Below are 25,028 nucleotides of genomic sequence, written 5' to 3'. Positions count from 1 at the left end.
GTCGCGCAGTTCCCCGCGCCCCTGAAGGGGCGCGTCATTCCCCCCGTGCCTCGAGAAATCAGGGACTCTCATGACCAGCCATCCCGAAGCCGCCGCTCTCCTCGCTCGTTCCCATCGCCTCGGCGCTGATCCCCGTAACACCAACTACGCCGGCGGGAACGCCTCCGCCAAAGGCACTGCCACCGATCCCGTCACCGGGGGTGATGTCGAGCTGATGTGGGTGAAGGGGTCCGGTGGGGACCTGGGCACCCTCACCGAATCCGGGCTCGCCGTGCTGCGGATCGACCGGCTCCGGGCGCTCGCCGGTGTCTATCCGGGCGTCGGGCGCGAGGACGAGATGGTCGGTGCGTTCGACTACTGCCTGCACGGCAGGGGCGGGGCCGCTCCCTCCATCGACACCGCCATGCACGGGCTGGTCGACGCCCCGCATGTCGATCATCTGCACCCGGACTCCGGGATCGCGCTGGCCTGTGCCGCCGACGGGGAGAAGCTGACCGCCGAGTGTTTCGGAGACTCGGTGGTGTGGGTGCCGTGGCGGCGGCCGGGGTTCCAGCTGGGGCTGGACATCGCGGCCGTCAAGGCCGCCAACCCGCAGGCCGTCGGATGCGTCCTCGGCGGGCACGGGATCACCGCCTGGGGTAGCACCTCCGAGGAGTGCGAGCGGAACTCGCTGCACATCATCCGTACCGCCGAGGCCTTCCTCGCCGAGCATGGCAGGGCGGAGCCCTTCGGTCCCGTCGTCGAGGGGTACGGTCCGCTGCCGGAGGCCGAACGGCGGGAGCGGGCCGCCGCCATCGCACCGTACGTCCGTGCCGTCGCCTCCCGGGACCGGGCACAGGTCGGGCACTTCACCGACTCCGACGTGGTCCTCGACTTCCTGGCCCGGGCCGAGCATCCGCGGCTCGCGGCGCTGGGGACGTCGTGCCCGGACCACTTCCTGCGCACCAAGGTACGGCCGCTCGTCCTTGACCTGCCCCCCGCCGCGCCCCTCGACGACGTCATCGCCCGGCTCAAGGAGCTGCACGCGGCGTACCGCGAGGAGTACGCCGCCTACTACCGGCGGCATGCCCTGCCCGACTCCCCCGCCATGCGCGGTGCCGACCCGGCGATCGTGCTGGTGCCCGGCGTCGGCATGTTCAGCTTCGGGAAGGACAAGCAGACGGCTCGGGTCGCGGGCGAGTTCTACGTCAACGCGATCCATGTGATGCGCGGGGCCGAGGCCGTGTCGGCGTATGCGCCGATCGAGGAGTCGGAGAAGTTCCGGATCGAGTACTGGGCGCTGGAGGAGGCCAAGCTCCAGCGGATGCCGAGGCCGAAGGCGCTGGCGACCCGGGTGGCGCTGGTGACGGGGGCCGGCAGCGGGATCGGCAAGGCCATCGCGCGCCGGCTCGTCGCCGAGGGGGCCTGTGTCGTGGTGGCCGACCTCGACGCCGAGGGTGCCGCCACCGTCGCGGAGGAGCTCGGCGGTCCGGACAAGGCCGTCGCCGTCACCGTCGACGTGACGGACGAGGAGCAGATCGCCGCCGCCTTCCGGGCCGCCGCACTGGCCTTCGGCGGGGTCGACCTCGTCGTCAACAACGCGGGGATCTCCATCTCCAAGCCCCTGCTGGAGACGTCGGCGAAGGACTGGGACCTCCAGCACGACATCATGGCCCGCGGTTCGTTCCTGGTGTCGCGGGAGGCGGCCCGGGTGATGATCGCCCAGGGGCTCGGCGGTGACATCGTCTATATCGCCTCCAAGAACGCCGTGTTCGCGGGGCCCAACAACATCGCCTACTCGGCCACCAAGGCGGACCAGGCCCATCAAGTGCGGCTACTGGCAGCCGAGTTGGGCGAGCACGGAATCCGGGTCAACGGGGTGAACCCCGATGGTGTGGTGCGCGGGTCCGGGATCTTCGCCGGGGGGTGGGGGGCGCAGCGGGCCGCCGTGTACGGGGTGGAGGAGTCGAAGCTTGGAGAGTTCTACGCGCAGCGGACCATCCTCAAGCGTGAGGTGCTGCCCGAGCATGTGGCGAACGCCGTGTTCGCGCTGACGGGCGGGGAGCTCACCCACACCACCGGGCTGCATGTGCCCGTGGACGCGGGCGTGGCGGCCGCGTTCCTGCGATGACCGGCCCCAGGTCCTATTCCGCCGTCGATCTCGGCGCGTCCAGCGGGCGGGTCATGGTCGGCCGCGTCGGCCCCGACTCGCTGGAGCTGGCCGAGGCACACCGGTTCGCGAACCGGCCGGTGCGGGTGCCGGAGGGGCTGCGCTGGGACGTACTCGCCCTGTACGCCGGGGTGTTGGAGGGTCTCAGAGCGGCCGGGCAGGTGGATTCCGTCGGACTCGACAGCTGGGCCGTGGACTACGGGCTGTTGGACGCCGACGGGGCGCTGCTCGGCAACCCCGTGCACTACCGGGACGCCCGTACGGAGGGGATCGCCGAGAAGGTGTGGGCGACCCTGCCGGCGGCGGAGCTGTACGCCCGCACCGGGCTCCAGCACGCGCCCTTCAACACCCTCTACCAGCTGGTGGCGGCGCGTTCGAGCGCCCAGTTCGCCCGTGCCGAGCGGCTGTTGCTCATCCCCGACCTGCTGTCGTACTGGCTGACCGGCGAGCAGGGCACCGAGCTGACCAACGCCTCCACCACCCAGCTGATCGACCCTCGTACGCGCGACTGGTCGTACGAGGTGGCGGACCGGGTCGGGATCGACCTCGGGTTGTTCGCGCCGCTGCGGCGGCCCGGGGACAAGGCCGGGGAGTTGCGGCCCGAGGTCCTTGAGGAGACCGGGCTCGCCGGGCCGGTGCCGGTGACCGCCGTCGGCTCGCACGACACCGCGTCGGCGGTGGCCGCCGTACCGGCGGTCGGTGAGCGGTTCGCCTACATCTGCACCGGCACCTGGTCGCTGGCCGGGCTCGAACTGGCCGCGCCCGTGCTGACCGAGGAGAGCCGGGCCGCCAACTTCACCAACGAGCTGGGGCTGGACGGCACGGTCCGGTATTTGCGCAACATCATGGGGCTGTGGCTGCTCCAGGAGTCCGTACGGGCCTGGGGCGACCCGGATCTGGGCGGGCTGCTGCGGGAGGCGGCCGGCGTGCCGGCGCTGCGCTCGGTGGTGGACGCGGGGGACGCGGAGTTCCTGGCCCCCGGCCGGATGCCGGAGCGGATCGCCGAGGCGTGCCGGGCGTCCGGGCAGCCGGTGCCGCGGACTCCCGGCGAGATCACCCGGTGCGTTCTCGACTCCCTGGCACTCGCCCACCGTCGGGCCGTCACCGACGCGCAGCGGCTCGCCGATCACCCGGTGGACACGGTGTACGTGGTGGGCGGTGGCACCCGCAACGCACTGCTCTGCCAGCTCACCGCCGACGCCTGCGGGCTGCCGGTGGTGGCGGGTCCGACGGAGGCGGCGGCCCTAGGGAACGTGCTGGTCCAGGCCCGTGCGCACGGTCTGGTCGGCGACCTCGCCGGCATCCGGCGGCTGGTCACCCGCACCCAGCCGCTCACCCGGTACGCGCCGCGCGGCGGCACCGCCCGCTGGGCGGCGGCCGAGGCGCGACTCGCCACACGGTGAACCGGGGCTCCCGCTGACCGCACCGGCCCATTACTCTGCACTCATCCGATGACCGACCGCGAGGAGCCGCGATGCGTGTCGCCCTGTTCCTGACCTGTGTCAACGACACGCTCTATCCGGACACGGGCCGTGCCGTGGTGAAACTCCTGACCAGGCTGGGCGTCGAGGTCGACTTCCCGATGGCCCAGACCTGCTGCGGGCAGGCCCACTACAACACCGGCTACCGTCATGAGACGGAACCGCTGGCCCGCCATTTCTCCGATGTCTTCGGAGGGTACGAGGCGATCGTGACGCCGTCTGGGTCGTGCGGGGCGATGGTGCGGGAGCTGTATCCGAGGATGGGCGAGCGGGCCAAGGCGGAGGGGCGCGGGAGCGGTCTCGCGATCGCGCTGGCGCCGGTGGTGCCGAAGACGTACGAGCTGACCGAGTTCCTGGTGGACGTGCTCGGGGTGACGGACGTGGGGGCCTACTACCCGCACACGGTGACCTATCACCCGACCTGTCACGGGCTGCGCGCCCTGGGGCTCGGCGAGCGGCCGCGCCGGTTGCTGCAGGCCGTGAAGGGACTGGAGTTGGTGGAGCTGCCGGGGGCGGACGAGTGCTGCGGGTTCGGGGGGACGTTCGCGCTGAAGAACGCCGACGTCTCGGCGGCGATGGGGGCCGACAAGGTGCGCAACGCCGAGTCGACGGGCGCGGAGGTGCTGTGCGCGGCCGACAACTCCTGCCTGATGCACATCGGCGGCACCATGACCCGGCTCGGCACCGGCATGCGGCCGGTGCACATCGCGGAGATCCTGGCGAGCACGGAGGAGGAGCCGGCCGTATGAGCGAGACGTATCTGGGGATGCCGGCCTTTCCGAAGGCCGCGCACGAGGCAGTCAACAACCCCACCCTGCGCGGGAATCTGCGCCATGCCACGCACACCATCCGGGCCAAGCGGGCGAAGGCGGTCGCCGAGGTGTCCGACTGGGCCCCGCTGCGCGAGGCCGGCAAACAGATCAAGGACCATACGCTCCGTCATCTCGACCGCTATCTGGTCCAGTTGGAGGAGACGGTGACGGCGGCGGGCGGTACGGTCCACTGGGCCGCCGACGCCGACGAGGCGAACCGGATCGTCACCGAACTGGTCAAGGAGACCGGTGAGTCGGAGGTCGTCAAGGTCAAGTCGATGGCCACGCAGGAGATCGGGCTCAACGAGGCTCTGGAGGCCGAGGGCATCCGGGCCTACGAGACCGATCTCGCCGAGCTGATCGTGCAGTTGGGCAAGGACCGGCCCTCGCACATCCTGGTCCCGGCGATCCACCGGAACCGGGGGGAGATCCGGGACATCTTCCGGCGCGAGATGGGCGAGTGGGGACGCCCCGCCCCCGAGGGCCTCACCGACACCCCCGCCGAACTCGCCGAGGCGGCCCGGCTGCACCTCCGCGAGAAGTTCCTGCGTGCCAAGGTCGGCATCTCCGGCGCCAACTTCATGGTCGCCGAGACGGGCACCCTGGTCGTGGTCGAGTCCGAGGGCAACGGGCGGATGTGCCTCACCCTGCCCGAGACGCTGATCTCGGTCGTCGGCATCGAGAAGATCGTGCCGACCTGGCGGGACCTGGAGGTCTTCCTGCAGACCCTGCCCCGCTCGTCGACCGCCGAGCGGATGAACCCGTACACCTCGATGTGGACCGGCACCACCGACGGGGACGGCCCCCGGACCTTCCACCTGGTGCTCCTCGACAACGGCCGCACCGACACCCTCGCCGACGAGGTCGGCCGCCAGGCGCTGCGCTGCATCCGCTGCTCGGCCTGTCTCAACGTCTGCCCGGTGTACGAGCGGGCGGGCGGGCACGCCTACGGCTCGGTCTACCCGGGCCCGATCGGCGCGATCCTCAGCCCGATGCTGCGGGGCACGGCGAGCGAGATCGACGCCTCACTGCCGTACGCCTCGTCGCTGTGCGGGGCCTGCTACGAGGTGTGCCCGGTCGCCATCGACATCCCCGAGGTGCTGGTGCACCTGCGGGAGCGGGTCGTGGAGGGCGGCGAGGCGGTCCGCAACGGCAACAAGGTGCTGCTCAAACCGGCGAAGGGGCATGCGGCCGAGCGGGCGGCGATGCGGGCGGCCCGCTGGGCGTTCTCGCACCCGGCCGCCTTGCGCACCGGCCAGCGGTTCGCCTCCCGCAGCCGCCGCTTCCACCCCCGTACCCTGCCGGGTCCGGGCAGGGCGTGGAGCGAGACCCGGGACCTGCCGGCCGTACCGGCGGAGCCGTTCCGGGACTGGTGGCAGCGGACCAAAGGCGGACAGGATGGTACGAAGTGAGTAGCAGGGACCGGATCCTGGGCCGGGTGCGGCGCGCGCTGGCCGATGTGCCGGGCGAGGACGCGCCGCTCGATCGGGCGTATCTGCGCGAACACGGTGAGCGGAGCGTCGCGGAGACGGTGGAGCTGCTCGCCGAGAACCTGGCGGACTACCGGGCGCTCGTGCATCGGTGTGCGGAGAGTGAACTCGCTGCCTTGATCGGCCGGTTGGTCGCCGAGCGCGGGGCCGGGACGGTGGTCGTACCGGCGGGGCTGGACCCGCGGTGGCTCTCGGCGGCCGATGCCGAGGTGCTCCCGGACCGCGCCGAGAGCACACCGCACCAGCTCGACGGGGTCGGCAGTGTGGTCACCGGGTGTGCGGTGGCGATCGCCGAGACCGGGACGATCGTGCTGGACGGCGCCCCGGACCAGGGACGCCGCCGTATCACGCTGGTCCCGGACCATCACATCTGTGTGGTGCGGGTCCCGGACCAGGTCGTGTCGTCCGTGCCCCAGGCTCTGGAACGCCTCGACCCGGCCCGCCCGTTGACCTGGATCTCCGGGCCGTCCGCGACCAGCGACATCGAGCTGGACCGGGTCGAGGGGGTGCACGGTCCCCGCACCCTGGAGGTGGTGCTGGTCAGCGCCGACCGGCCGAGCGCCGAGGCCAAGCCGTAGCCACTCGGCGACGCCGCCCGTGAAGCGGGCGGGTGGCCCGGATGCGGTACGGCGGCGGGCGCGCGCCGGGGAGGCGGTGCGCCGGCCGAAGCGCGGGCGCGATGCGCCGGCACCGAGGGGGTGGTGTCGAGGGGCGGTCGGGAACGGTCGCGGCTAGCGTGAGGGAATGATCCGGTTCGAGCAGGTCACCAAGCGGTATCCGGACGGGACGACCGCCGTGGACGGCCTCTCCTTCGAGGTGGCGGAGGGTGAACTCGTCACGCTCGTGGGCCCGTCCGGCTGCGGCAAGACCACCACGATGATGATGGTCAACCGGCTCATCGAACCGACCTCCGGGCGGATCCTCGTCGACGGCGAGGACATCGCCCGGGTCGACCCCGTGCAACTGCGCCGCCGGATCGGCTATGTCATCCAGCAGGTGGGCCTGTTCCCGCACCGCACGGTCCTCGACAACACCGCGACCGTCCCGGCCCTGCTCGGCTGGAAGCGGGCCAGGGCCCGCGAGCGCGCCGCCGAACTGCTCGACCTGGTGGGCCTGGACCCGGGGACGTTCGGTCCGCGCTACCCGGACCAGCTCTCCGGCGGCCAGCGGCAGCGGGTCGGGGTGGCCCGCGCGCTCGCCGCCGATCCCCCTGTGCTGCTGATGGACGAGCCGTTCGGCGCCGTCGATCCCGTGGTGCGGGAGCAGTTGCAGGACGAGTTCCTCAGGATGCAGGCCGCCGTGCGCAAGACGGTGCTGCTGGTCACGCACGACATCGAGGAGGCGGTGCGGCTCGGCGACCGGATCGCGGTGTACGGACAGGGGCGCGTCGAGCAGTACGACACGCCGGGTGCGGTGCTGGGGACGCCCGCCACGCCGTACGTCGCCGGGTTCGTGGGCGCGGACCGCGGGCTGAAGCGGCTGTCGGTGACCGAGATCGAGCCGGACGACCTGGAGCAGCCGCCGGTCGCCCGCCCGGCCGAGTCCGCCGAGAGCGCCGCCGCACGGATGCGGGCGTCGGATGCCCGCTGGGCGGTGGTCCTGGACCCGCACGGCGACCTGCACGGCTGGGTGGGCCGGGACGAGTTGGCGGCCGGCGGCACCGTCGGAGACCTCGCGCACCGGATGACCGCGTGGGTGCCGGTCGGCGCCCCGCTGAAGCAGGCGTTCGGTGTGATGCTCCAGTACGACGCCGGGTGGGTCGCGGTCCTCGACGGCTCGCGCTTCCTCGGCGTGCTCACCCCGGCCAAGCTGCACGAGGCACTGCGCCGCTCGGTGGACGCGGACGCGCGCGGCGTCTCCCGAGGCCAGGTGCCGTTCGACTCGATCTCCGACGCCTGACCGGCACCGCGGCCAGGGGACCCGGCCGGTGTTCGTCAGCAGTACGTCAGCGGACAGCCCCGGCGCAGCGAGTGCTGGGCGGCCCGCAGGTACAGCGCGACATAGAAGGCGGTGTCCAGGTCCACGCCCCACGGGCCGGGGCGGGCGGCGGCGGCTTCCTCGGCCTCGCCCTCCAGGAACCACATCGTCAGATCGAGGTTGTCGCAGGCCTCAGGTATCGCGTCGACGGGGAGCCGGATCGCCGCCGCCAGCCGCTCCGCGAGGGCGAGCACCTCGGGAGCGCCGGCGATCACCGTCTCGTCGGTGTAGGCGGATTCAAGGGACAGCCGGATCTCCCCGTCGAGAGAGACCGGCACCAGCACCGACCAGCCCAGCAGCAACTCCACTTCCCCCGGTGCCAGTTGTTTCCGGCACAGCGCGGCGAACCCGTCCATGGAGGGCACCAGCTTCTCCTCGAACGACTGCCCCGAGCCGCGCACCAGACCGGCCGCCTCGGGCACCGACTCGTACGGCGCGAGCCCGCGCCGCCGCAGCTCCTCGTTCAGGGCCGAGGCGACGGCACCCTTGCCGCCCTCCTCCTCGTCCTCACCGAACCACTCCTGCGCGCCGACACTCACCAGATAGATCCCCATGCCCGGAACGTACCGCCCGGCACTGACAACGGGCACCGGCCCTCACTTCACCATGCCCTTGTCCCGCAGATAGGTGCGGGCCACGTCCTGGGCCAGCCGTCGCCAGCTGTCGACCTGCTGGTTCATCGCGGCCAGGTCGGCCGTCGTCAGGACGTCGTTGAGCTTGCCGAGCGCCTTGGTGACCCGCTCGCTGCCCGCCCGTGCGCGGTTGACGACCGGGACCACGTAGTCGGCGTTCTGCAGATGCCTGTCGTCGGCGAGCAGGACCAGGCCGAACTGGTCGAGGGTCGCGTCCGTGGTCGTGGTCAGCACCATCTGGTCCTGCCCGCTCTGCACGGCCCGCTTGGCCTGGGTGGTGCCGACGCCCTTGGGGTCGACGCCGGTGATGTCGATGCCGTAGACCTTTTCCAACCCCGGTTCGCAGTAAGGCCGCTGCACGCACTCGTCACCCGCCGCGAGCCGCACCTTCAGCCCCGAGGCGCCCAGGTCGCTGAGCGTCTTGAGGTGGTGCTGCCGGGCGTACGCGGCGGTGACCGCGAAGGCGTTCTGGTCCACCGCCCGCCCGGGATCCAGGACCGTGAGGCCGCGTGGGGTGGCCAGGCGGCGCAGCGCCTTCATCGTGGTGGCGAGGTCGGGCGACCCCACGGGCGGTGCGGCGGGGCCGTTCGCCTTGGCGTTGAGCCAGTCGGCGAAGGTGGCCGCGTACTCGGGGACGACGTCGATCTGCCCGGACTGCAGGGCGGGTTCGTAGATCTCCCGGTTGGCCACGGTGAGGAGGGAGGTCCGGTAGCCGGCCTGGTTCAGCAGCTGCGCGTACATCTGGGCGAGCAGGTCGCTCTCGGTGAACCCGGCGGATCCGATGGTCAGATGCCGGCTGTCGCCGGGGGGTGCGGTGACCTCGCCGCGGTTCTCCAGGGACGGGCCGGTGGTGCAGGCGGTGAGGGTGACCAGCAGCGCGGCCGGTACCGCCGTACGGCACCTCACCGCGTGCCCCGCACCCAGACCGGGGCGAGCCGCTCGGCGACCTCGAAGACGCCCTCCACGATCAGCGCGAAGACCGCGACCAGGATCGCCCCGGCGACCACCTGGGCGGTGCTGGCCAGATTGAACCCGGCGGTGATGATCCGCCCCAGCCCTCCCCCGCCCGCCAGCGCGGCGATGGTGGCCGTGGCCACGAGCTGGACGGCGGCGATCCGCACACCGTTGAGGACCAAGGGGAGCGAAAGGGGCAGTTCCACGTGAAACAGTATCTGTCGCCCGGTCATCCCCATGCCGCGCGCCGCCTGCACGACGCTCCGGTCGACCTCGCGCATCCCGACGTAGGCGTTGGTGAGCAGCGGCGGTACCGCGAACAGCACCAGGGCCACCACCGTGGGGCCCTCACCCCACCGGCCGATCGGGGTGAGGAGCAGCAGGACCAGGACGGCGAAGGTGGGGACGGCACGGCCGACGTTGGAGATGTTCACGGCGAGTGCGCCTCCCCTGCCGAGGTGGCCGAGGATCAGCGCGACCGGCAGGGCGATGGCACAGCTGATGACGAGGCAGACGACGGTGAGGACGAGGTGCTGGAGCAGCCGGTGCCCGATCCCGTCGTCGCCCGCCCAGTGCGCGGAGTCGGTGAGCCAGTCCCAGGCGTCGGCGAGCGTCGTCATGCACGGGCCGCCCGGGTCCACGGGGTGAGCAGCCGCTGGGCACCGAGCAGGAGCAGGTCGGCGGCGACGGCGATCAGCACGCACAGGACGGAGGCTGTGAGCACCTGGGCCTTGAAGTAGGTGTTCATGCCGGAGTAGATCAGGTTGCCGAGCCCGCCGAAGCCGACGATCGCGCCGACGGTGACCAGCGAGACCGCCGAGACGGTGGCGATGCGCAGTCCGGCCATCGCGGCGGGCAGGGCCAGCGGCAGTTCGACGGTGAGCAGGAGGCGGATCGGGCCGTAGCCCATGCCGAGAGCCGCCTGCCGGGTCTCCTCCGGGACGGCGCGTAGGCCGGCGAGGATGTTGCGGACGAGCAGGGTGAGCGAGTAGAGCACCAGCCCGGCCACGACGAGGGTGGCCGAGAGGCCGTAGACCGGCAGGAGCAGGGAGAACATCGCCAGGGAGGGGATGGTGTAGAGGATCGTCGTGACCCCGAGGACAGGCCCGGCCGACCAGCGCCAGCGGCGGGCCAGCACGGCCAGCGGCACGGCGATGACGAGCCCGATGAGCACGGAGACCGCGGTGAGCCGGAGGTGCTGGCCGACCGCGTCGAGGAGGATCTGGCGGCGGCTGCTCAGATAGGCACCGCAGATCCACTCGTTGCGCGCGAGGCAGTCGTTCGGGGGCGCGGTCACACGTCCATTGCATCGGGCGGCCGACAAGCCCGGCGCGTTGTGCTGACCCGTCCGGGTCGGCTGGCGCATCCCCGCGGCGTCCATGAGGACGTCCGCCGTCCTGTTCGGCCGTCGCCTCTCGGCAGTACATTCGGAAACCGATCGGTATACAGGGTGGCAAGCTCGCTGAACAAGCGCTTAGATAGGGAGGTCAGCTCCTACGCCGCTCAGTCGGAGGCCCCCGTTGTTCACTTCCGTCGACGACGTCTCAGCCCGCCTCGCGGAGACCGGCTATCTCGCCTCTCCCGCCGTCGCCACCACCGTCTTCCTGGCCGACCGGCTCGGCAAACCCCTCCTCGTCGAGGGCCCCGCCGGGGTCGGCAAGACCGAACTGGCGAAGGCCGTCGCCGAGGTCGCCGGCGCCCGGCTGGTACGGCTGCAGTGCTACGAGGGCGTGGACGAGTCCCGGGCGCTGTACGAGTGGAACCACGCCAAGCAGCTGCTGCGCATCAACGCCGGCCGGGACGAGACCTGGGACGAGGCCCGCACCGACATCTTCAGCGAGGAGTTCCTGCTCCCCCGCCCGCTGCTCACCGCGATCCGGGGCGACGACCCCAAGGTGCTGCTGATCGACGAGACCGACAAGGCCGACGTCGAGGTGGAGGGCCTGCTGCTCGAGGTGCTCAGCGACTTCCAGGTGACCGTCCCCGAACTGGGCACGGTCACCGCGACCCGCCGCCCCTTCGTGGTGCTCACCTCGAACGCGAGCCGTGAGCTGTCCGAGGCGCTGCGCCGCCGCTGTCTGTTCCTGCACATCGGCTTCCCGGACGAGGAGCTGGAGCGCCGGATCGTACGGCTGAAGGTGCCGGGACTCGGCGAGGCGCTCACCGAGTCCGTGGTCCGGGTGGTCGGGGCGCTGCGGGCGATGGACCTGCGCAAGGTGCCGTCTGTGGCCGAGACGATCGACTGGGCGCGCACCCTGCTGGCACTGGGCGCCGACACCCTGGACGAGGAGGTCGTCCGGGATTCCCTGGGCGTGATCCTCAAGCACCAGGACGACATCCAGAAGGCGGCCGCCAAGCTGGACCTGGACGCGCTGTGAGCGCAGCGGCACCCGCCCCGGCCGACCTCGCCGGCCGGCTCACCGGTCTGGTGGGGGCACTGCGGGCGCACGGGGTGCGGGTCGGCACCGGGGAGACCGTGGACGCGGGCCGGGCGGTGGCGGCGCTGGGCCTGGCGGACCGGGAGCTGCTGCGCGAGGGTCTGGCCGCGACCCTGCTGCACGGCAGTGGCCAACGGGCCGTGTTCGACCAGGTCTTCGACCTCTACTTCCCGCGCGGCGTGGGTGGCCCCGGCGCCGAGTCCGCCGACCGGGACGAGTTGCGGGAGCGGCTCGCGGCCGCGCTGGCCGACGACGACACCGCGCTGCTGCGGCAGTTGGCCGCGCAGGCGGTGGATGGCATGGGAGGGTACGGGAGTTCGCCGGGCTCGGACGGCTGGTCGTCGTACCAGACACTGGACCGGCTGCGGCCGCAGACGCTGCTGGCGCGGGTGCGGGCGGACGTCCGGGCGCGGGGCACGGACCCGGGGTTCACGGACCGGCTGCTGGACGACGAGATCCGGCGGCGGATCGAGGCGTTCCGGGGGATGGTCGCGGCGGAGGCCCGGCGCCGGGTGGCCGAGCGGCGCGGACGGGACGAGATTGCCCGGCGGGCGGTGGCGCCGAGCGCCGACCGGGTGGACTTCCTGTTCGCCGGGCGGGATCAACTCACCGAACTGCGCAGGGCTGTCCAGCCGCTGGCCCGCAAGCTGGCGACCCGGCTGGCCGCGCGCCGCCGCCGCGCCGCGCGGGGCACCATCGACCTGCGCCGCACGCTGCGCGGTTCGCTGTCCACGGGTGGGGTGCCGATGCGGCCGGTGCTGCGCCGGCGCCGCCCGGTCCGGCCGGAACTGGTGCTGCTGTGCGATGTGTCGGGCTCGGTGTCGGGGTTCTCGGACTTCACGATGCTGCTGGTGCAGGCGCTGCACGACCAGTTCAGCAAGGTCCGGGTGTTCGCCTTCGTCAACCGGATCGACGAGGTGACCGGCCTGCTCGAACACGGCCGGGCCGACCCGGAGGGGCTCGGCGCCCGGATCCGCGCCGAGGCGACGCTCACCGGCTGGCACGGCAGCAGCGACTACGGGGTGTCGCTGGGCGAGTTCGCGGAGCGGTACGGCGCCGCGGTCGGTCCGCGCAGCACGGTGTTCGTACTCGGCGACGCCCGCACCAACAACCTCGACCCGAACCTCGCGGCCCTCCGCCGGATCGCCGGACAGGCGCGCCGCGTCTACTGGCTGAACCCCGAGGCGCGCTCCCTGTGGGGCACGGGCGACTCGGCGGCACCCGACTACGCGGAACTGGTGGAGATGCACGAGTGCCGTACGGCCCGCCAGCTCAGCGGGCTGATCGCACGGCTGCTGCCGGTGTGACGGACCGGGTGCCGTCACCTGCGGACGGTGACGGCACCCGGCGGTCTCTCAGTCCGTGATCGATCGGCCGCCGTGCCCGCTCTGCCACGGCGCCGGCCTCACCTGGCCGGTTCGGGCTCCTCCAGCACGCCCACGGTCGGCGTGGCGGCCCGGCGACCGCGGACGGTCAGTCCGGGCAGGGCCACCAGGAAGGCGACGGCGGCCAGGGCTGCCGCGCCGAGCAGGCCGGTGCGGGCCGCGGCCGGGAAGTCGTGGTGGTCGGCGAGGAGCCGGCTGAAGTAGAGGGAGCTCGCCAGGGCGGTGCCCAGGGAGGTGCCGATCTTCATGCCGGTCTGGTACACGCCGGCCGCCGTACTGCCCTCGCGGCGTGGGACGAGCTGGAGGGCGAGGGTCTGGTTGGACGCGATGACGCAGCCGGCACCGCAGCCGGCCACCAACAGCGGCAGAGCCATCAGCAGGAACATGTTGTCGCCGGGTCCCGAGGCGCCCACCACCAGGGCGGTGGCCGCGAGGCCCAGCGCGGTGAGGGCGGTGCCGACGATCACCAGCGGGCGCCCGACGCGGTGCACGACCCGGCCGCTGATGACACCGCAGACCGCGGAGCCCACGGTGAAGAGCACCGTGCACAGGGACGCCTTGAACGGCGAGTAGTGCATGCCCTGTTGGAGGAACTGGGCGACGACGATGAAGATGCCGGTGAAGCCCCCGTAGAGCGCGGCGGCGACCAGGGTGCCCACCCAGTAGGCGCGTTCGCGGAAGAGGTTGATGTCGACCAGGGGTTGGCGGGCCCGGCGCGCCACCGCCGTCTCCCACAGCACGAAGACCTCCAGCAGGGCGAGCCCGGTCCAGGCCAGCCACCACCTGCGGTCCGCCCACGGTCCGCCCTGCAGCAGCGGCAGCATGACCGCCGTGACGGCGAGCCCGAGGACCAGGGCGCCGACCAGGTCCAGGCTGCCGTGCCGCTCGGCACGCCGGCTCCCGGGCAGCAGCCGCACGGCGAGCGGCAGGACGGCCAGGTCGAACGGGATGAAGAGGTAGAAGATCCAGCGCCAGCCGTCGGCCGTCCCGAAGCCCTGGAGGATCGCGCCACCGAGGAGCGGGCCGACAGCGGTGGAGAGGCTGACGGTGGCACCGTAGTAGCCGAAGGCACGGCCGCGTTCGCGCGGCGGGTACATCTGGTGCAGCAGGCCCACCACCTGGGGCGCGACCAGCCCGGCCGCCACCCCGCGCGCGAGCCGGCTCGCGACCAGGAAGCCGGCGTCGGGGGCGATCCCGCACAGCACACCGGTGACGGTGAACAGCGCCATCCCCACCAGGAAGACCTTCTTGCGGCCGAACTCGTCGCCCAGCCGGCCGCTCGGGATCAGCGCCAGTCCGAAGGTCAGGGTGTATCCGGCGATCGACCAGGTCTGCTGCGCCGAGGACATGTCCAGGTGGCGCTCCATGGAGGGCAGCGCCACGGTCACGATGCTCACGTCGAGCAGGGTCAGGAAGGCGGCGGCGATGCACACGGCCAGAGCCCGGGTGCGGCGGCCGCCGGTCGGTTCCGCGGGTGCGGGCGTTACAGGGGTCGTGCTGAGGTCTTCCGGCGTCTTTGCCATGGCGTACCTCTGTTTCCCATCGGCTGTGGTTACGGGGAATCCGATGCCGTGGGGGTCACCTGGGTGTCCCCTGGGGAATGCGGCTCGTGCTGGGGGGAGCTACATCCGTTTCCGGTGCGGGCCGGGACCGTCCCTGGTCCCGGCCCCGTGGCCGGCGGTCGTCAGCCGGCGTCGGCGACGAGCCCGGCCTTCTGCACGCCGTGGACCGCGACGGTCTCGTCGTTGTCGGGCCGGTCACCGCTCACCCCGACCGCGCCGAGCAGCGTGCCGTTCTCGTCCCGGATCAGCGCGCCGCCCTTGGAGGAGGCGATCCGGCCCTCGGAGATCGACGCGAGGGCGGCGAAGAACGCGGGGTCGCGCTCGGCGTGCCGGGCTCCGGCGGCGCCGCCGTGGCCGGTGCCGAGGCAGCCCCATGCCTTGGCGTGGGCGATCTGCGGACGCAGGATGCCGGCGGTCTCCTCCCGCTTGACGACCAGGGGGTGGCCGCCGGGGTCGAGGACGGTGACGGTCAGCGGGCGCAGGCCCAGTTCGCGGGCGTGGCTCAGGGCCGCGTCCACGATCTCGGAGGCCTGCTGGAGCGTCAGTGCACTCATGGTTGTGGCTCCTCTTCGTTCTTCTTGCGGGGGTTCTTGCGGGGGTTGTCGCGGGGGTTGTCGCGGGGGTTGTCGCGGCGTTTCTCATGGGGAGGAGGGATGGTGCTCGCCGCCGCGCGGTCGCTGACGCGGGTGGCCGCGTACAGGCCGAGCAGGTTGACGGCGGCGAGGGTGAGGAAGGCGGCGCGGTAGCCGGCGGTACCGGCCGTGGGGCCACCGGTCCCGGCGGTGACCAGGACGCTGGTGGCCACCGCGACTCCGGCGGCGCCGCCGAGCCTGCGGCCGACGTTGAACAGGGTCGAGGCGCGTCCCGAGGACGAGTCGGACACCGTGGCGAAGGACGCGGACTGGGTGCCCACGAAGACCTGGCCGACGGCGAGTCCCATGCCGTAGAGCAGGACCACGACCAGCCACAGGCCGGGGTCCATGGGCAGCACCAGGCCCAGCACGGCGATGACGGCACTGGTCCCGCCCGCACCGAGCATCAGGTGCCGGCGCGGCCGGAGCCTGCGGTAGAGCACCCGGCCGGCCAGCTGGGAGCCGGTGACCACGCCGACGGCCTCGGGGAAGGTGGTGAGGCCGGCGGTGAGCGCGGTCATGCCCCGCTCGTCCTGCAGGTAGAGGGTGAGGGTGAACAGGGCGCCGAGGAAGGTCACCGACTCGACGGTCATCACCGTGGTACCGGCCGCGAACAGCCGGTCCCCGAGCAGCCGTACGTCGATCATCGGGGTACGGCTGCGAAGCTCCACGGCGGCCGTCGCCGTGACCAGCACGGCACCGCAGGCGAGGGCGCCGGCCACCGGGGCGGTACGCCAGCCCTGCTCGGGCCCGGCCGAGACGCCGTACATCACGAGAGCGAACCCGGACGCGGCGAGCAGGAATCCGGTCAGGTCGAACCGCTCGGCCGGCCGCGCTGGCCGGCTGTGCAGGAACAGCGCCCCGAAGACGACGGCGAAGACCCCGACCGGCACGTTGACGTAGAAGATCGCCCGCCAGGAGACCTGGGTGACCAGGATGCCGCCGAGCACCGGGCCCAGGGTGGGAGCCAGGCCGTTGGCGATGCTGAGTACCGCCGAGGCCCGCACCCGTTCCTGCGGGGCGAAGGCGCGCAGCAGCATGGCCATGCCGACGGAGGCGAGCATCCCGCCGCCCGCGCCCTGCACCACCCGGAACACCACCAGCTGACCGAGGCTCGTCGCCGTACCGCACAGGGCCGAACCGGCCGTGAAGACGGCGACGGCGGTGAGCAGCGTCCGTTTCCCGCCGAACCGGTCGCCGAGCCAGCCGGAGGCCGGCACCGAGACCGCGAGGCTCACCAGGTACGAGATCGACACGGTGTCGACGGCCGTGGCGGGGACGTCGAAGGCGCGGCCGATGGTGGGCAGGGCGACGTTGACGATCGTCATGTCGAGGGTGCTCAGGAACAGCCCGGCCACGTAGACGACGCAGACGGCCACCTTCTGGCTGACGCCACGCCCGCCGTGCCGTGCCTCGGCGGGTTCCGCGGCCGGGGGCGCGCTCATCCGACCGGGGCGGTACGGCGGAGCAGTTCGTCGAGGACGCCGGTGGCGCTCTCGTCCAGCCCCGGCGCGGGCTCGAACCCGCCGTCCGCGGTGAACGACAGCCGCACGAACGGGATGTGCACGGAGCCGGCCACCGGCACCATACCGAGGGCGGTGACGACGGGCAGCAGCGCCTGTACGGCCCTGGCACCGGCGGCCACGCCGCCGTACCCGACGAAGCCGACCGGCTTGCCGGCCCACTCCCCGGCCAGGTAGTCGAGGGCGTTCTTGGTGGCGGCGTTGAAGCTGTGGTTGTACTCCGGTACCACGAACACATAGGCGTCGGCGGCGCTCACGATCTCGCTCCAACGCCGGGTGTGGTCGTGCTCGTACCGGCCGCGCTGCGGCGGACGCGGCTCGTCCAGCAGCGGCAGTCCTACCTCGGCGAGGTCGACGAGTTCGGTCTCGAAGCCGGGGTGTTTCTGCGCCAGGGCGTGGAACCAGTCGGCGACGGCGGGGCCGCGCCGGCCGGGACGGGTGCTGCCGATGATGATCTGCAGCCGGGGTCGGTGCATGTCTGGCCTTTCGTCGCTCAGTCGTCCGGGACGACCCTGTTTTCGGTGGCTCCGAGCCCCTCGACCTCGCCACGGACGACGTCACCGGGCCGTACTGCGCCCTGTCCGGCCGGGGCTCCGGTGGACAGCACGTCGCCGGGCGCGAGGGTGAGCGCGGCGGTGAGCCAGGCCAGTTGCTCGGGAACGGTGTGGAACATCTCGGCGGTGCTGCCGTCCCGGCACGTCTCGCCGTTGACCCACTGGCGGATCCGCAGCGCGTGCGGGTCCGGGATCTCGTCGGCGGTGACGAACCAGGGCCCGCAGATGCCGTAGGTGTCGAAGCCCTTGGCTCGGTCCATCCGGCGGTTGTCCAGCTCCGCGACGTCCCGCGAGGTGACGTCGCAGAAGCCGACGTAACCGGCCACCGCGGCCATGGCGTCGTCGGGGGTGAGGTGACGGGAGCGGGAACCGATGACGACGGCCAGCTCCGTCTCGGAGTCGACCTGCTCGCTGATCGCGGGATACCGCAGCTCGTCGTACGGCCCGGCCAGGGCCCCGGTGGCCTTGAGTCCACCACCGGGACCGTGCCGCGGCGGCGGCTCCTCGCCGGGTGCGAGGCGCCGACGCAGGTAGTTTCCTCCCATGCACCACATGGTGCGGGGCCGACCGACGACGACCCCCAGCCGCTGCGGATCGTCGGACCACAGGCAGTCGTCGAGGACACCGCTGTCGATGCGTGCGACGATCCGGTCGAACAGCCGCCGTACGTCGGTGAGTCGGGGATCCGACCGGAGCAGCGCGGGAAGATCACCGGGCACGACGAGCCGGGACCGGGCGAGAGCGTCGTCGCGGTGAACGCCGTCCAGCTCCAGCTGTCGTACGAAGGCGCCCTGGATGTCGACGAGTCGATGCGGAACCAGGCCGGCGAAGCAGAGCCGGTCGCCGAACGGGGTCCGCCGGGAAGCAATTCTCACGGACGTGACCTTTCCGGTCGGCTCACTTCCCGTCCGCGTCCTTGGGATCCTCGAACCGGATCCCCCCGTCCGTCACCACGGTCACGAACTTGTCCTCGTCCGGCTCCACCGGCAACTGGATCGGCGGCAGCCCGATCTCGAACAGCACCATCTCGTCGGCGGCCACGTACCGCGCCTTCTCGCCGGCGTCCGCCTCCACCGCGCCGAGCCGGCCGACCTCGGTCCCCTCGACCGTGCCCGTGCCGGAGAGCACCACGGTCAGCCGCTTGGCATCCGCGCTCTCGGAGATCCACTCCGCGCCGGCCTCGATCTTGACGAACTCGACCCAGAACCGCCGCTCGGTGTACGTGCCGATGTGCCTGCGCTTCACGCCCGGCCACGCCGGGTCCGGCAGCCAGTTGAAGTGCTCGGGATTGCTGATGACGACCCCGTTGTAGCGGGGCTTGGGGAACCGCTGCTCGCGCCGGGGGCGGCGCTCGGCCTGGGCCTCCTTGTTGGCCGGGCCGCGGCCGCGCCCGGCGGCCATGCCGAGCGCCGACGCCCCGCCGAACTGCAGCACCAGCTGGAGTTGCCTGGGGTCGGTGAGCTTGTCGTCCTGGGGACCGTACGTCTGGCCCTCGGGGAAGTAGCCGACCTCGCCCTCGCGCAGGATGCCCTGCTCACCGAGGTTCATGTCGCCGACGAGCGGCAGCCGGATCTGCTCGAAGGTGTGGCAGTGCCGGGGCATCGAGAAGTCGCCCTCCTGGCGTCCCAGGATGTAGCGGTAGTTCTCCAGCGGCTTGTCCCGGTCGCCCATGAGCAGGTAGTTGAACGCGACCGTCCCCTTGGGGTGGTCCATCTTGTACGCGTCCGGGTCGAACGGTGCGATCTTCATCGCTGTCCTCCGTGGTGGGGTGTGGTGTGCGCCCGCGAGGGCTCCGCGCGGGCCGGGGCCGGTGGGGCCGGGCGGGGGTTGTCCGAAGGCGACGGGCGGTCGGCTGAGCCGTGGCGCGCCTCTTCGAGGGCCTCCGGTCGTCGCTGCCCTTCCAAGAAACCTTCCTAGTAGGTTTGTGTCAAGGTAGGTGTAGAGCTTTCATGAAGCTCTCATGTACCTCGCAAGGTTGCGACGGACGCCGACGTAAATGCATTGCCCCAAACCTACTAGGTAGGTTAATTTGGATAGAGACCACAGGAGAACCGGGCGGCGTACGTCCGGATCACGTTCGGGAGTGACATGTCCGTGCCTCAGACCCCCGCGAAAATCTTCCGCGGCCGGGTGGCCGACCAGATCGTCGAGGACCTGCGCACACAGATCCTCAGCGGCACCCTGCCCGACGGCTCACGCCTGCCGTCCGAACGGGAGCTGGCCGCGTACTACGACGTGAGCGGCCCCACCGTCCGTGAGGCGGTCCGGGTGCTGACCGCGATGGGCCTGGTCAACACCCGTAACGGCAGCCGGGCGACGGTCACCGCGCAGGGCGACACCCTGCTCGCGGTGTCCATCGCCTCCGTGGTGCAGGTCGAGAAGGTCGGCGGCCGGGAGGTCCTCGGCCTGCTCGGCGCCCTCAACGCCTACGCCGCGGAACTCGCCGCCGAGCACGCCACCGACGAGGAGATCGGCCGGCTGCGCGCGGCGGCGCAGGCCGTCCCCGCCGCCGAGGGCGTGGAGCGGACCGCGGCGGCGCTGCGCGGCTTCTTCGACACGCTCGCCGAGATCTCGCACAACCCGCTGCTCGCCGCCCTGTGCCGGTTCATCACCGAGATGCAGGTCGGGCTCGCCGTGCGGCTGTCCGGTGGCGAGGGCCGCGACTTCGGACGGGTCGCCGGCGCGCTGCACACCGAGCGGATGCGGATCGTGGCCGCGGTCGCCTCCCGGGATCCCCGGCACGCGGCGGCCGTGGTCCGCGACTACCACCGGCTGGCCGTCGAGCGGATCGTCGAGGCCCGGGAGGCCGAGGGCGAGGCCCCGCTCTCCGAGGCCGGTCTCACCGAGGCGCTCACCGCCTGGCTGCGGTCGAACGTCACCCTGGGCGGCCAGGTCGCGAACCCGCGGAGCACCCTGTCGTGACCGCACCGCCCGCTTCGGTCCGTACCGTGCGCGACGCCGCCTTCGACGTGCTCCGGCAGCACGGCCTGACGACCCTCTTCGCCAACCCCGGCTCGACCGAGGTCTCTGTGCTCGCCGACCTCCCCGAGGACCTGGAGTTCGTGCTGGCCCTGCACGAGGGCTCGGTGGTCGGCACGGCCACCGGCTGGGCACTGGCCCGCGAGGAGCCCGCGCTGGTCCTGCTGCACACCACCGCCGGTCTCGGCAACGCGGTGGGCGCGCTGGCCACGGCCCGCGTGAACCGGGCGCCCCTGGTGGTCCTGGTCGGCCAGCAGGACCGCCGGCATCTCGCCCAGCAGCCCTTCCTGGCCGGGCGGTTGGAGGGACTGGCCGGGGACTACCCGGTACGGGTGGAGTCGCCGGTGCGCGCCCAGGACGTACCCGGGGCGATCGGCCGGGCCGTGCACGCGGCCCGTGCGGGCCGGGGCCCGGCGCTGGTGCTCGTCCCCATGGACGACTGGTCGCAGCCCGCCGAGGATCTGCCGGTGGCCGCCCCGGACACGGTACGGCGGTCGGCCGCGGCCGATCCCCAGGACGTCGCCGAGGTCGCCCAGCTGCTCGCCCGGTCGTCCGCACCCGCACTGGTCGTGGGCGCGGGCGCGGACAGCGCGGCCACCTGGACCGCTCTCACCGCGTTGGCCGAACGGCTCGACTGCCCCGTCTGGCAGGAGCCGTTCGGCGCCCGCGCCGGCTTCCCGCAGGACCACCGGCTGTTCGCCGGGCATCTGCCGGCCGACCGGACCCGGCTGCGCGCCACGCTCGCCCCGCACGATCTGGTGCTGTGCGTGGGCGCCCCGTTCCTGCGCCAATACCCCTACGCGCCGGGCAGGTTGACCCAGGCCCGGGTGGTCGTGGTCACCGACGACCCGGCCGAGGCCCACCACTCCCCCGCCGAACTGGCCGTCGTCACGCCCCTTCCCGACTTCTGCGACCGCCTCGCCCGCCGCACCCCACCGCGGGAGCCGCGGCGGACCGCCGCTCCCCGTCGCAGCGCCCCGGTTCCCGACGGGTCGCTGACCCCGGCCCATGTCCTGGCGGCGCTCGCCGGCCGGCTGCCCGCGGACACCGTCGTGGTGGAGGAGACCCCCTCCTCGCGCCCCGACCTGCACGCCCTGCTTCCCGCCCGGGCCCCGCTCGGCTTCCTCAGCGCCGCGATGGGCGGCCTCGGCTTCGCACTGCCCGCCGCCGTCGGCGTACGGATGGCGCGGCCCCGGCGCCCGGTCGTCGCCGTCGCCGGCGACGGCTCGTCCCTCTACCAGATCCAGGCCCTGTGGACGGCCGCCCACTACGGCGTCGGCGCCCTCTTCGTGGTCCTCGCCAACGGCCGCTACGCCGTCATGGACAAGCTTGCCGCGCAGCACGGCGGCAAGCCGCCGTGGCCCGCGTTCGGCGAGGTCAGCGTCGCCGGACTCGCCGAGTCCCTCGGTTGCCCGGCCCGCCGGATCGGCACGTACGCCGATCTGTGCGCGACGCTCGACGAACTCTGCCCCGAACTGGCCTGCCGGACCGAGCCGTTGGTCCTCGAAGTCGCCGTCACGGCCGACGGTGACTTCCGGCCCTGACCGCCCCCGCACCCCTTTTATGGAGGCCGCCATGTCCCTGCTCGATCCCGCGCTCTGGTCCGGAAAGGCCTCCATAGGCACCTGGACGACCCCCACGGGCGGCACGGCTCCGGTCGTCGAACCCGCCACCGGTGACGTCCTCGACGTCATCGGCGTGGCCACCGCCGAGGACGTCCCGGTCGCCGCCGGGCGGGCGGCGCGCGCCCAACCCGCCTGGGCCCGGCTGCCGTACACCGAACGCGCCGCCGTGCTGCGGCGTGCGGGCGACCTGTTCACCGAGCATGCCGAGGAGATCCAACGGTGGCTGATCCGGGAGGCCGGCAGCATCCCGGGCAAGGCGGCCTTCGAGACGGTGACCGCCGCCCAGGAATGCTACGAGGCGGCGGCGCTCGTCTCCCGCCCGCTCGGGGAGGTGCTGCCCTCGGCCGAGCCGCGGCTGAGCCTCGCGCGCCGGGTGCCGGCGGGCGTGGTCGGCGTCATCGCCCCCTTCAACGTGCCGCTCGTCCTGGGCATCCGCTCGGTCGCCCCCGCCCTGGCGCTGGGCAACGCCGTGCTGCTCAAACCCGATCTGCGCACCGCCGTCTCCGGCGGGGTCGCCGTCATGCGGGTGTTCGAGGAAGCCGGGCTGCCCGAGGACGTGCTGCACCTGCTCCCCGGCGGCGCGGACACAGGCGCGGCGCTGGTGTCGGCTGAGCAGGTGCGGGTGATCTCCTTCACAGGCTCCACCGCCGCGGGCCGCAAGGTCGGCGCGGCCGCCGCCGAGCACCTCAAGCGCGCCCACCTCGAACTGGGCGGCAACTCGGCGCTGATCGTCCTGCCGGACGCGGACCTGGAGCGTGCCGCCTCGACCGCCGCCTGGGGCTCCTTCTTCCATCAGGGTCAGGTCTGCATGACCACCGGCCGCCATCTGGTGCACGCCTCGATCGCCGACGAGTACGTCGAGCGGCTCGCGCACAAGGCCGCGCAGCTGCCGGTCGGCAACCCGGACAAGGAGGAGGTCGCGCTCGGCCCGGTCATCGACGCGGGCCAACGGGACAAGATCCACGCCCTGGTCACCGCCAGTGTCGACGGCGGCGCCCGGCTGGCCGCCGGGGGCACCTACCGGGACCTCTTCTACCGGCCCACCGTCCTCACCGGCGTCACCGACGTCTCCCCTGCCTACGCGGAGGAGGTCTTCGGCCCGGTGGCCCCGGTGCGCACCTTCACCGACCTCGCCGAGGCGGTCGCCCTGGCCACCGCCACCCCCTACGGGCTGTCCCTGGGCATCCTCACGGCCGACGTGATGCGCGGCCTGGACCTCGCCGAGCGCATCCCCACCGGCCTGGTCCACATCAACGACCAGACCGTGAACGACGAGGCCGTGGCCCCCTTCGGCGGAGTCGCCGGCTCCGGCACCGGCGCCCGTTTCGGCGGCGCCGCCAACATCGAGGCCTTCACGGAGACCCGCTGGATCACGGCCCGGCCGGCCCAGCCGCCGTATCCGTTCTGAGGCGACGGCGCGTCGCGGCGCCTCGGTTCGGCCAGGGCCTCGGTTCGGCCGGCGCCTCGGTTCGGCCGGGGCCTCGGTTCGCCGGGGCGGGGTGAACTACGCGCTGGGATGGGAGAGTTCGATGTCGTGATCATGGATGTCGGCACCGGAGACCAGCACCCCCTCCCGAATGTAAATCACTTGATTACTTAAGCAAGGACAGTCGGGTTCGGTGCGACGGAGGTGAAGGTCGCTCAGCTCGACTCGCGCACCACCAGCCGGCACGGCACCGTGTGCACCCCGGGCGCCGGTTCGGCGTCGATGGCCTGGAGCAGCCGCAGCGCGGCGATGCGCCCGATCTCGGCCAGGTTCATGTCGACGGTGGTGAGCGGCGGGCGGCAGGCGAGGGCCATCGTGTCCCAGTTGTCGTAGCCGACGACGGCGATGTCCTCCGGCACGTCCTTGCCGCGCTCGCGCAGCGCGTCCGCCATCCCACGGGCGATCTGGTCGTTGCCGCAGAAGACGGCGTCCGTGTCAGGGGCCGTCCGCAATACCGCGTCGGCGGCCCGCCGCCCCCAGGCCTCGCTCCACTCCCCGAAGTGCACCCGCCCGGTGGCTGGTCGGAGGTCGGACCCGGCCAGGTGCCGGACGGCGTGCGCGGCGCGGTCCCGGGCGGCCTGGTGGTGCTCGGGCCCGGTGACATGGGCGATCCGGGTACGACCGGTGGCCAGCAGGTGTTCCACGGCGAGCCGGGCGCCGCCCCGGTCGTCGGTGACGACGGAGGTGTCGGCGGGATCGGTCGACGGCGAGAGGGCGTAGACGACCGGGATCGCCGGGTCGATACCGGACAGGGGCGGGCGGGGGTCGGTGCGGCGGCCCGCGACGATGATGCCGTCGACCCTCCGGTCGGTGAGGTTGCGCAGATGGTGCTGTTCGCGGATGGCGTCACCGCGGGTGTCGCAGAGCAGCACGGAGATCTTCCCGGCGCCGAGCGCGTCCTCGGCGCCGAGCAAGACCGGGGTGCTGAAGCGGCCGATGCCGTCCGTCGTCATCAGGCCGACCGTCCAGCTGCGGCCGCTGTGCAGGCTCTGCGCCTGCTGGTTGGGCCGGAATCCGAGCGCCTGCACCGCGTCCAGCACCCGTTGCCGGGTCTCCGGGCGCATCCGGCCGGCGCCGTTCAGCGCCTTGGAGGCCGTGCCCACGCTGACGCCGGCGAGCGCGGCGACGTCGGCGAGCCTGGCCCGCCCGACGGGCGGTGAGTCTGGAGCAGAGGTCACGGGCAAACCTTTTCCTGGACGAATACCCGACGATGCCGTCGGCCTTCCGGCGACATAGCCGCCCCACATCGTCGCAGGAGCCGGCAGGAAGGACCAGACCCGCCGGGCAACTTGAAAAAACTGTGCCGGGCGGCTTGACCCCTCTCCTCGACTGCCCTGTACTTCTCGGCG

The 25,028-nt window shown here is 72.6% G+C and carries 22 protein-coding genes; 11 read left to right on the top strand and 11 right to left on the bottom strand.

Going from position 1 to position 25,028, the window contains the following annotated elements; translation table 11 throughout:
* Positions 1-70 precede the first annotated feature (70 nt).
* The 6 genes from AB0N16_RS06285 (at position 71) to AB0N16_RS06260 (ending at position 7,831) form a co-directional block, all read left to right on the top strand.
* Positions 71-2,110, top strand: a complete 2,040-nt coding sequence (locus tag AB0N16_RS06285; RefSeq protein ID WP_365793602.1) for a bifunctional aldolase/short-chain dehydrogenase — start codon at positions 71-73, stop codon at positions 2,108-2,110.
* Complete coding sequence (locus AB0N16_RS06280; RefSeq protein ID WP_365793600.1) at positions 2,107-3,552, top strand: rhamnulokinase family protein; 1,446 nt, start codon at positions 2,107-2,109, stop codon at positions 3,550-3,552. Before AB0N16_RS06285 ends, AB0N16_RS06280 begins: the two co-directional genes overlap by 4 nt.
* 71 nt (positions 3,553-3,623) lie before the next feature.
* Complete coding sequence (locus AB0N16_RS06275; protein ID WP_365793598.1) at positions 3,624-4,379, top strand: (Fe-S)-binding protein; 756 nt, start codon at positions 3,624-3,626, stop codon at positions 4,377-4,379.
* Positions 4,376-5,854, top strand: coding sequence for a LutB/LldF family L-lactate oxidation iron-sulfur protein (locus tag AB0N16_RS06270; protein ID WP_365793596.1), 1,479 nt, complete (start codon positions 4,376-4,378; stop codon positions 5,852-5,854). The genes AB0N16_RS06275 and AB0N16_RS06270 overlap by 4 nt, the downstream gene beginning before the upstream one ends.
* Positions 5,851-6,510: an LUD domain-containing protein gene (locus AB0N16_RS06265; RefSeq protein WP_365793594.1), complete on the top strand. Its 660-nt coding sequence runs from the start codon at positions 5,851-5,853 to the stop codon at positions 6,508-6,510. Before AB0N16_RS06270 ends, AB0N16_RS06265 begins: the two co-directional genes overlap by 4 nt.
* 166 nt (positions 6,511-6,676) lie before the next feature.
* The gene (locus AB0N16_RS06260; protein WP_365793592.1) at positions 6,677-7,831 is read left to right on the top strand and encodes a betaine/proline/choline family ABC transporter ATP-binding protein; all 1,155 of its coding nucleotides are present in this window, start codon (positions 6,677-6,679) and stop codon (positions 7,829-7,831) included.
* A gap of 35 nt (positions 7,832-7,866) precedes the next feature.
* Here AB0N16_RS06260 and AB0N16_RS06255 read toward each other — a convergent pair whose 3' ends face one another.
* From AB0N16_RS06255 to AB0N16_RS06240, 4 genes are read right to left on the bottom strand one after another with little or no spacing between them, the layout of a single operon-like run.
* Entirely contained in the window at positions 7,867-8,463 is a 597-nt protein-coding gene (locus AB0N16_RS06255) for a hypothetical protein (RefSeq protein ID WP_365793590.1), read from the bottom strand.
* Positions 8,464-8,505: 42 nt separating this feature from the next.
* Positions 8,506-9,447 (bottom strand): ABC transporter substrate-binding protein, encoded by a 942-nt coding sequence (locus tag AB0N16_RS06250; protein WP_365793588.1) that lies wholly within the window; start codon positions 9,445-9,447, stop codon positions 8,506-8,508.
* On the bottom strand, positions 9,444-10,115 hold the full coding sequence (locus tag AB0N16_RS06245; RefSeq protein ID WP_365793586.1) for an ABC transporter permease: 672 nt from the start codon (positions 10,113-10,115) through the stop codon (positions 9,444-9,446). The genes AB0N16_RS06250 and AB0N16_RS06245 overlap by 4 nt, the downstream gene beginning before the upstream one ends.
* Positions 10,112-10,792, bottom strand: coding sequence for an ABC transporter permease (locus tag AB0N16_RS06240; RefSeq protein WP_365793584.1), 681 nt, complete (start codon positions 10,790-10,792; stop codon positions 10,112-10,114). The genes AB0N16_RS06245 and AB0N16_RS06240 overlap by 4 nt, the downstream gene beginning before the upstream one ends.
* A gap of 223 nt (positions 10,793-11,015) precedes the next feature.
* Here AB0N16_RS06240 and AB0N16_RS06235 point away from each other — a divergent pair, with 223 nt between their 5' ends.
* Positions 11,016-11,873 carry a MoxR family ATPase gene (locus tag AB0N16_RS06235; protein WP_365793582.1) on the top strand — a complete coding sequence of 286 codons (858 nt, stop codon included), beginning with the start codon at positions 11,016-11,018 and terminating at the stop codon, positions 11,871-11,873.
* A complete protein-coding gene (locus tag AB0N16_RS06230) occupies positions 11,870-13,240 on the top strand; it encodes a VWA domain-containing protein (RefSeq protein ID WP_365793580.1) in 1,371 nt (456 codons plus the stop codon). Before AB0N16_RS06235 ends, AB0N16_RS06230 begins: the two co-directional genes overlap by 4 nt.
* A gap of 98 nt (positions 13,241-13,338) precedes the next feature.
* Here AB0N16_RS06230 and AB0N16_RS06225 read toward each other — a convergent pair whose 3' ends face one another.
* The 6 genes from AB0N16_RS06225 to AB0N16_RS06200 all read right to left on the bottom strand — a co-directional run bounded on the left by AB0N16_RS06225 (position 13,339) and on the right by AB0N16_RS06200 (position 19,338).
* A complete protein-coding gene (locus AB0N16_RS06225; RefSeq protein WP_365793578.1) occupies positions 13,339-14,841 on the bottom strand; it encodes an MFS transporter in 1,503 nt (500 codons plus the stop codon).
* Positions 14,842-15,002: 161 nt separating this feature from the next.
* A complete protein-coding gene (locus tag AB0N16_RS06220) occupies positions 15,003-15,434 on the bottom strand; it encodes a heme-binding protein (RefSeq protein WP_365793576.1) in 432 nt (143 codons plus the stop codon).
* Positions 15,431-16,957 carry an MDR family MFS transporter gene (locus AB0N16_RS06215; protein WP_365793574.1) on the bottom strand — a complete coding sequence of 509 codons (1,527 nt, stop codon included), beginning with the start codon at positions 16,955-16,957 and terminating at the stop codon, positions 15,431-15,433. Before AB0N16_RS06215 ends, AB0N16_RS06220 begins: the two co-directional genes overlap by 4 nt.
* Positions 16,954-17,511, bottom strand: a complete 558-nt coding sequence (locus AB0N16_RS06210) for an NAD(P)H-dependent oxidoreductase (RefSeq protein WP_365793572.1) — start codon at positions 17,509-17,511, stop codon at positions 16,954-16,956. Before AB0N16_RS06210 ends, AB0N16_RS06215 begins: the two co-directional genes overlap by 4 nt.
* A gap of 17 nt (positions 17,512-17,528) precedes the next feature.
* A complete protein-coding gene (locus AB0N16_RS06205; RefSeq protein ID WP_365793570.1) occupies positions 17,529-18,464 on the bottom strand; it encodes a fumarylacetoacetate hydrolase family protein in 936 nt (311 codons plus the stop codon).
* Positions 18,465-18,486: 22 nt separating this feature from the next.
* Positions 18,487-19,338 carry a hypothetical protein gene (locus AB0N16_RS06200; RefSeq protein ID WP_365793568.1) on the bottom strand — a complete coding sequence of 284 codons (852 nt, stop codon included), beginning with the start codon at positions 19,336-19,338 and terminating at the stop codon, positions 18,487-18,489.
* 339 nt (positions 19,339-19,677) lie between these two features.
* Between AB0N16_RS06200 and AB0N16_RS06195 the strand changes: the two genes are divergently transcribed.
* The 3 genes from AB0N16_RS06195 to AB0N16_RS06185 are packed head-to-tail and all read left to right on the top strand — an operon-like array spanning position 19,678 to position 23,601.
* The gene (locus AB0N16_RS06195) at positions 19,678-20,511 is read left to right on the top strand and encodes a GntR family transcriptional regulator (RefSeq protein ID WP_365793566.1); all 834 of its coding nucleotides are present in this window, start codon (positions 19,678-19,680) and stop codon (positions 20,509-20,511) included.
* Positions 20,508-22,112, top strand: coding sequence for a thiamine pyrophosphate-dependent enzyme (locus AB0N16_RS06190; protein WP_365793564.1), 1,605 nt, complete (start codon positions 20,508-20,510; stop codon positions 22,110-22,112). Before AB0N16_RS06195 ends, AB0N16_RS06190 begins: the two co-directional genes overlap by 4 nt.
* A 31-nt stretch (positions 22,113-22,143) precedes the next feature.
* Entirely contained in the window at positions 22,144-23,601 is a 1,458-nt protein-coding gene (locus tag AB0N16_RS06185) for a benzaldehyde dehydrogenase (RefSeq protein ID WP_365793562.1), read from the top strand.
* Positions 23,602-23,834: 233 nt separating this feature from the next.
* Here AB0N16_RS06185 and AB0N16_RS06180 read toward each other — a convergent pair whose 3' ends face one another.
* Positions 23,835-24,857 (bottom strand): LacI family DNA-binding transcriptional regulator, encoded by a 1,023-nt coding sequence (locus tag AB0N16_RS06180; RefSeq protein WP_365793560.1) that lies wholly within the window; start codon positions 24,855-24,857, stop codon positions 23,835-23,837.
* Positions 24,858-25,028 lie beyond the last annotated feature (171 nt).

The sequence above is a fragment of the Streptomyces sp. NPDC051105 genome (assembly GCF_040682795.1).
Classification (GTDB): Bacteria; Actinomycetota; Actinomycetes; order Streptomycetales; family Streptomycetaceae; genus Streptomyces.
This window is presented reverse-complemented; position numbering and strand designations above follow the sequence as displayed.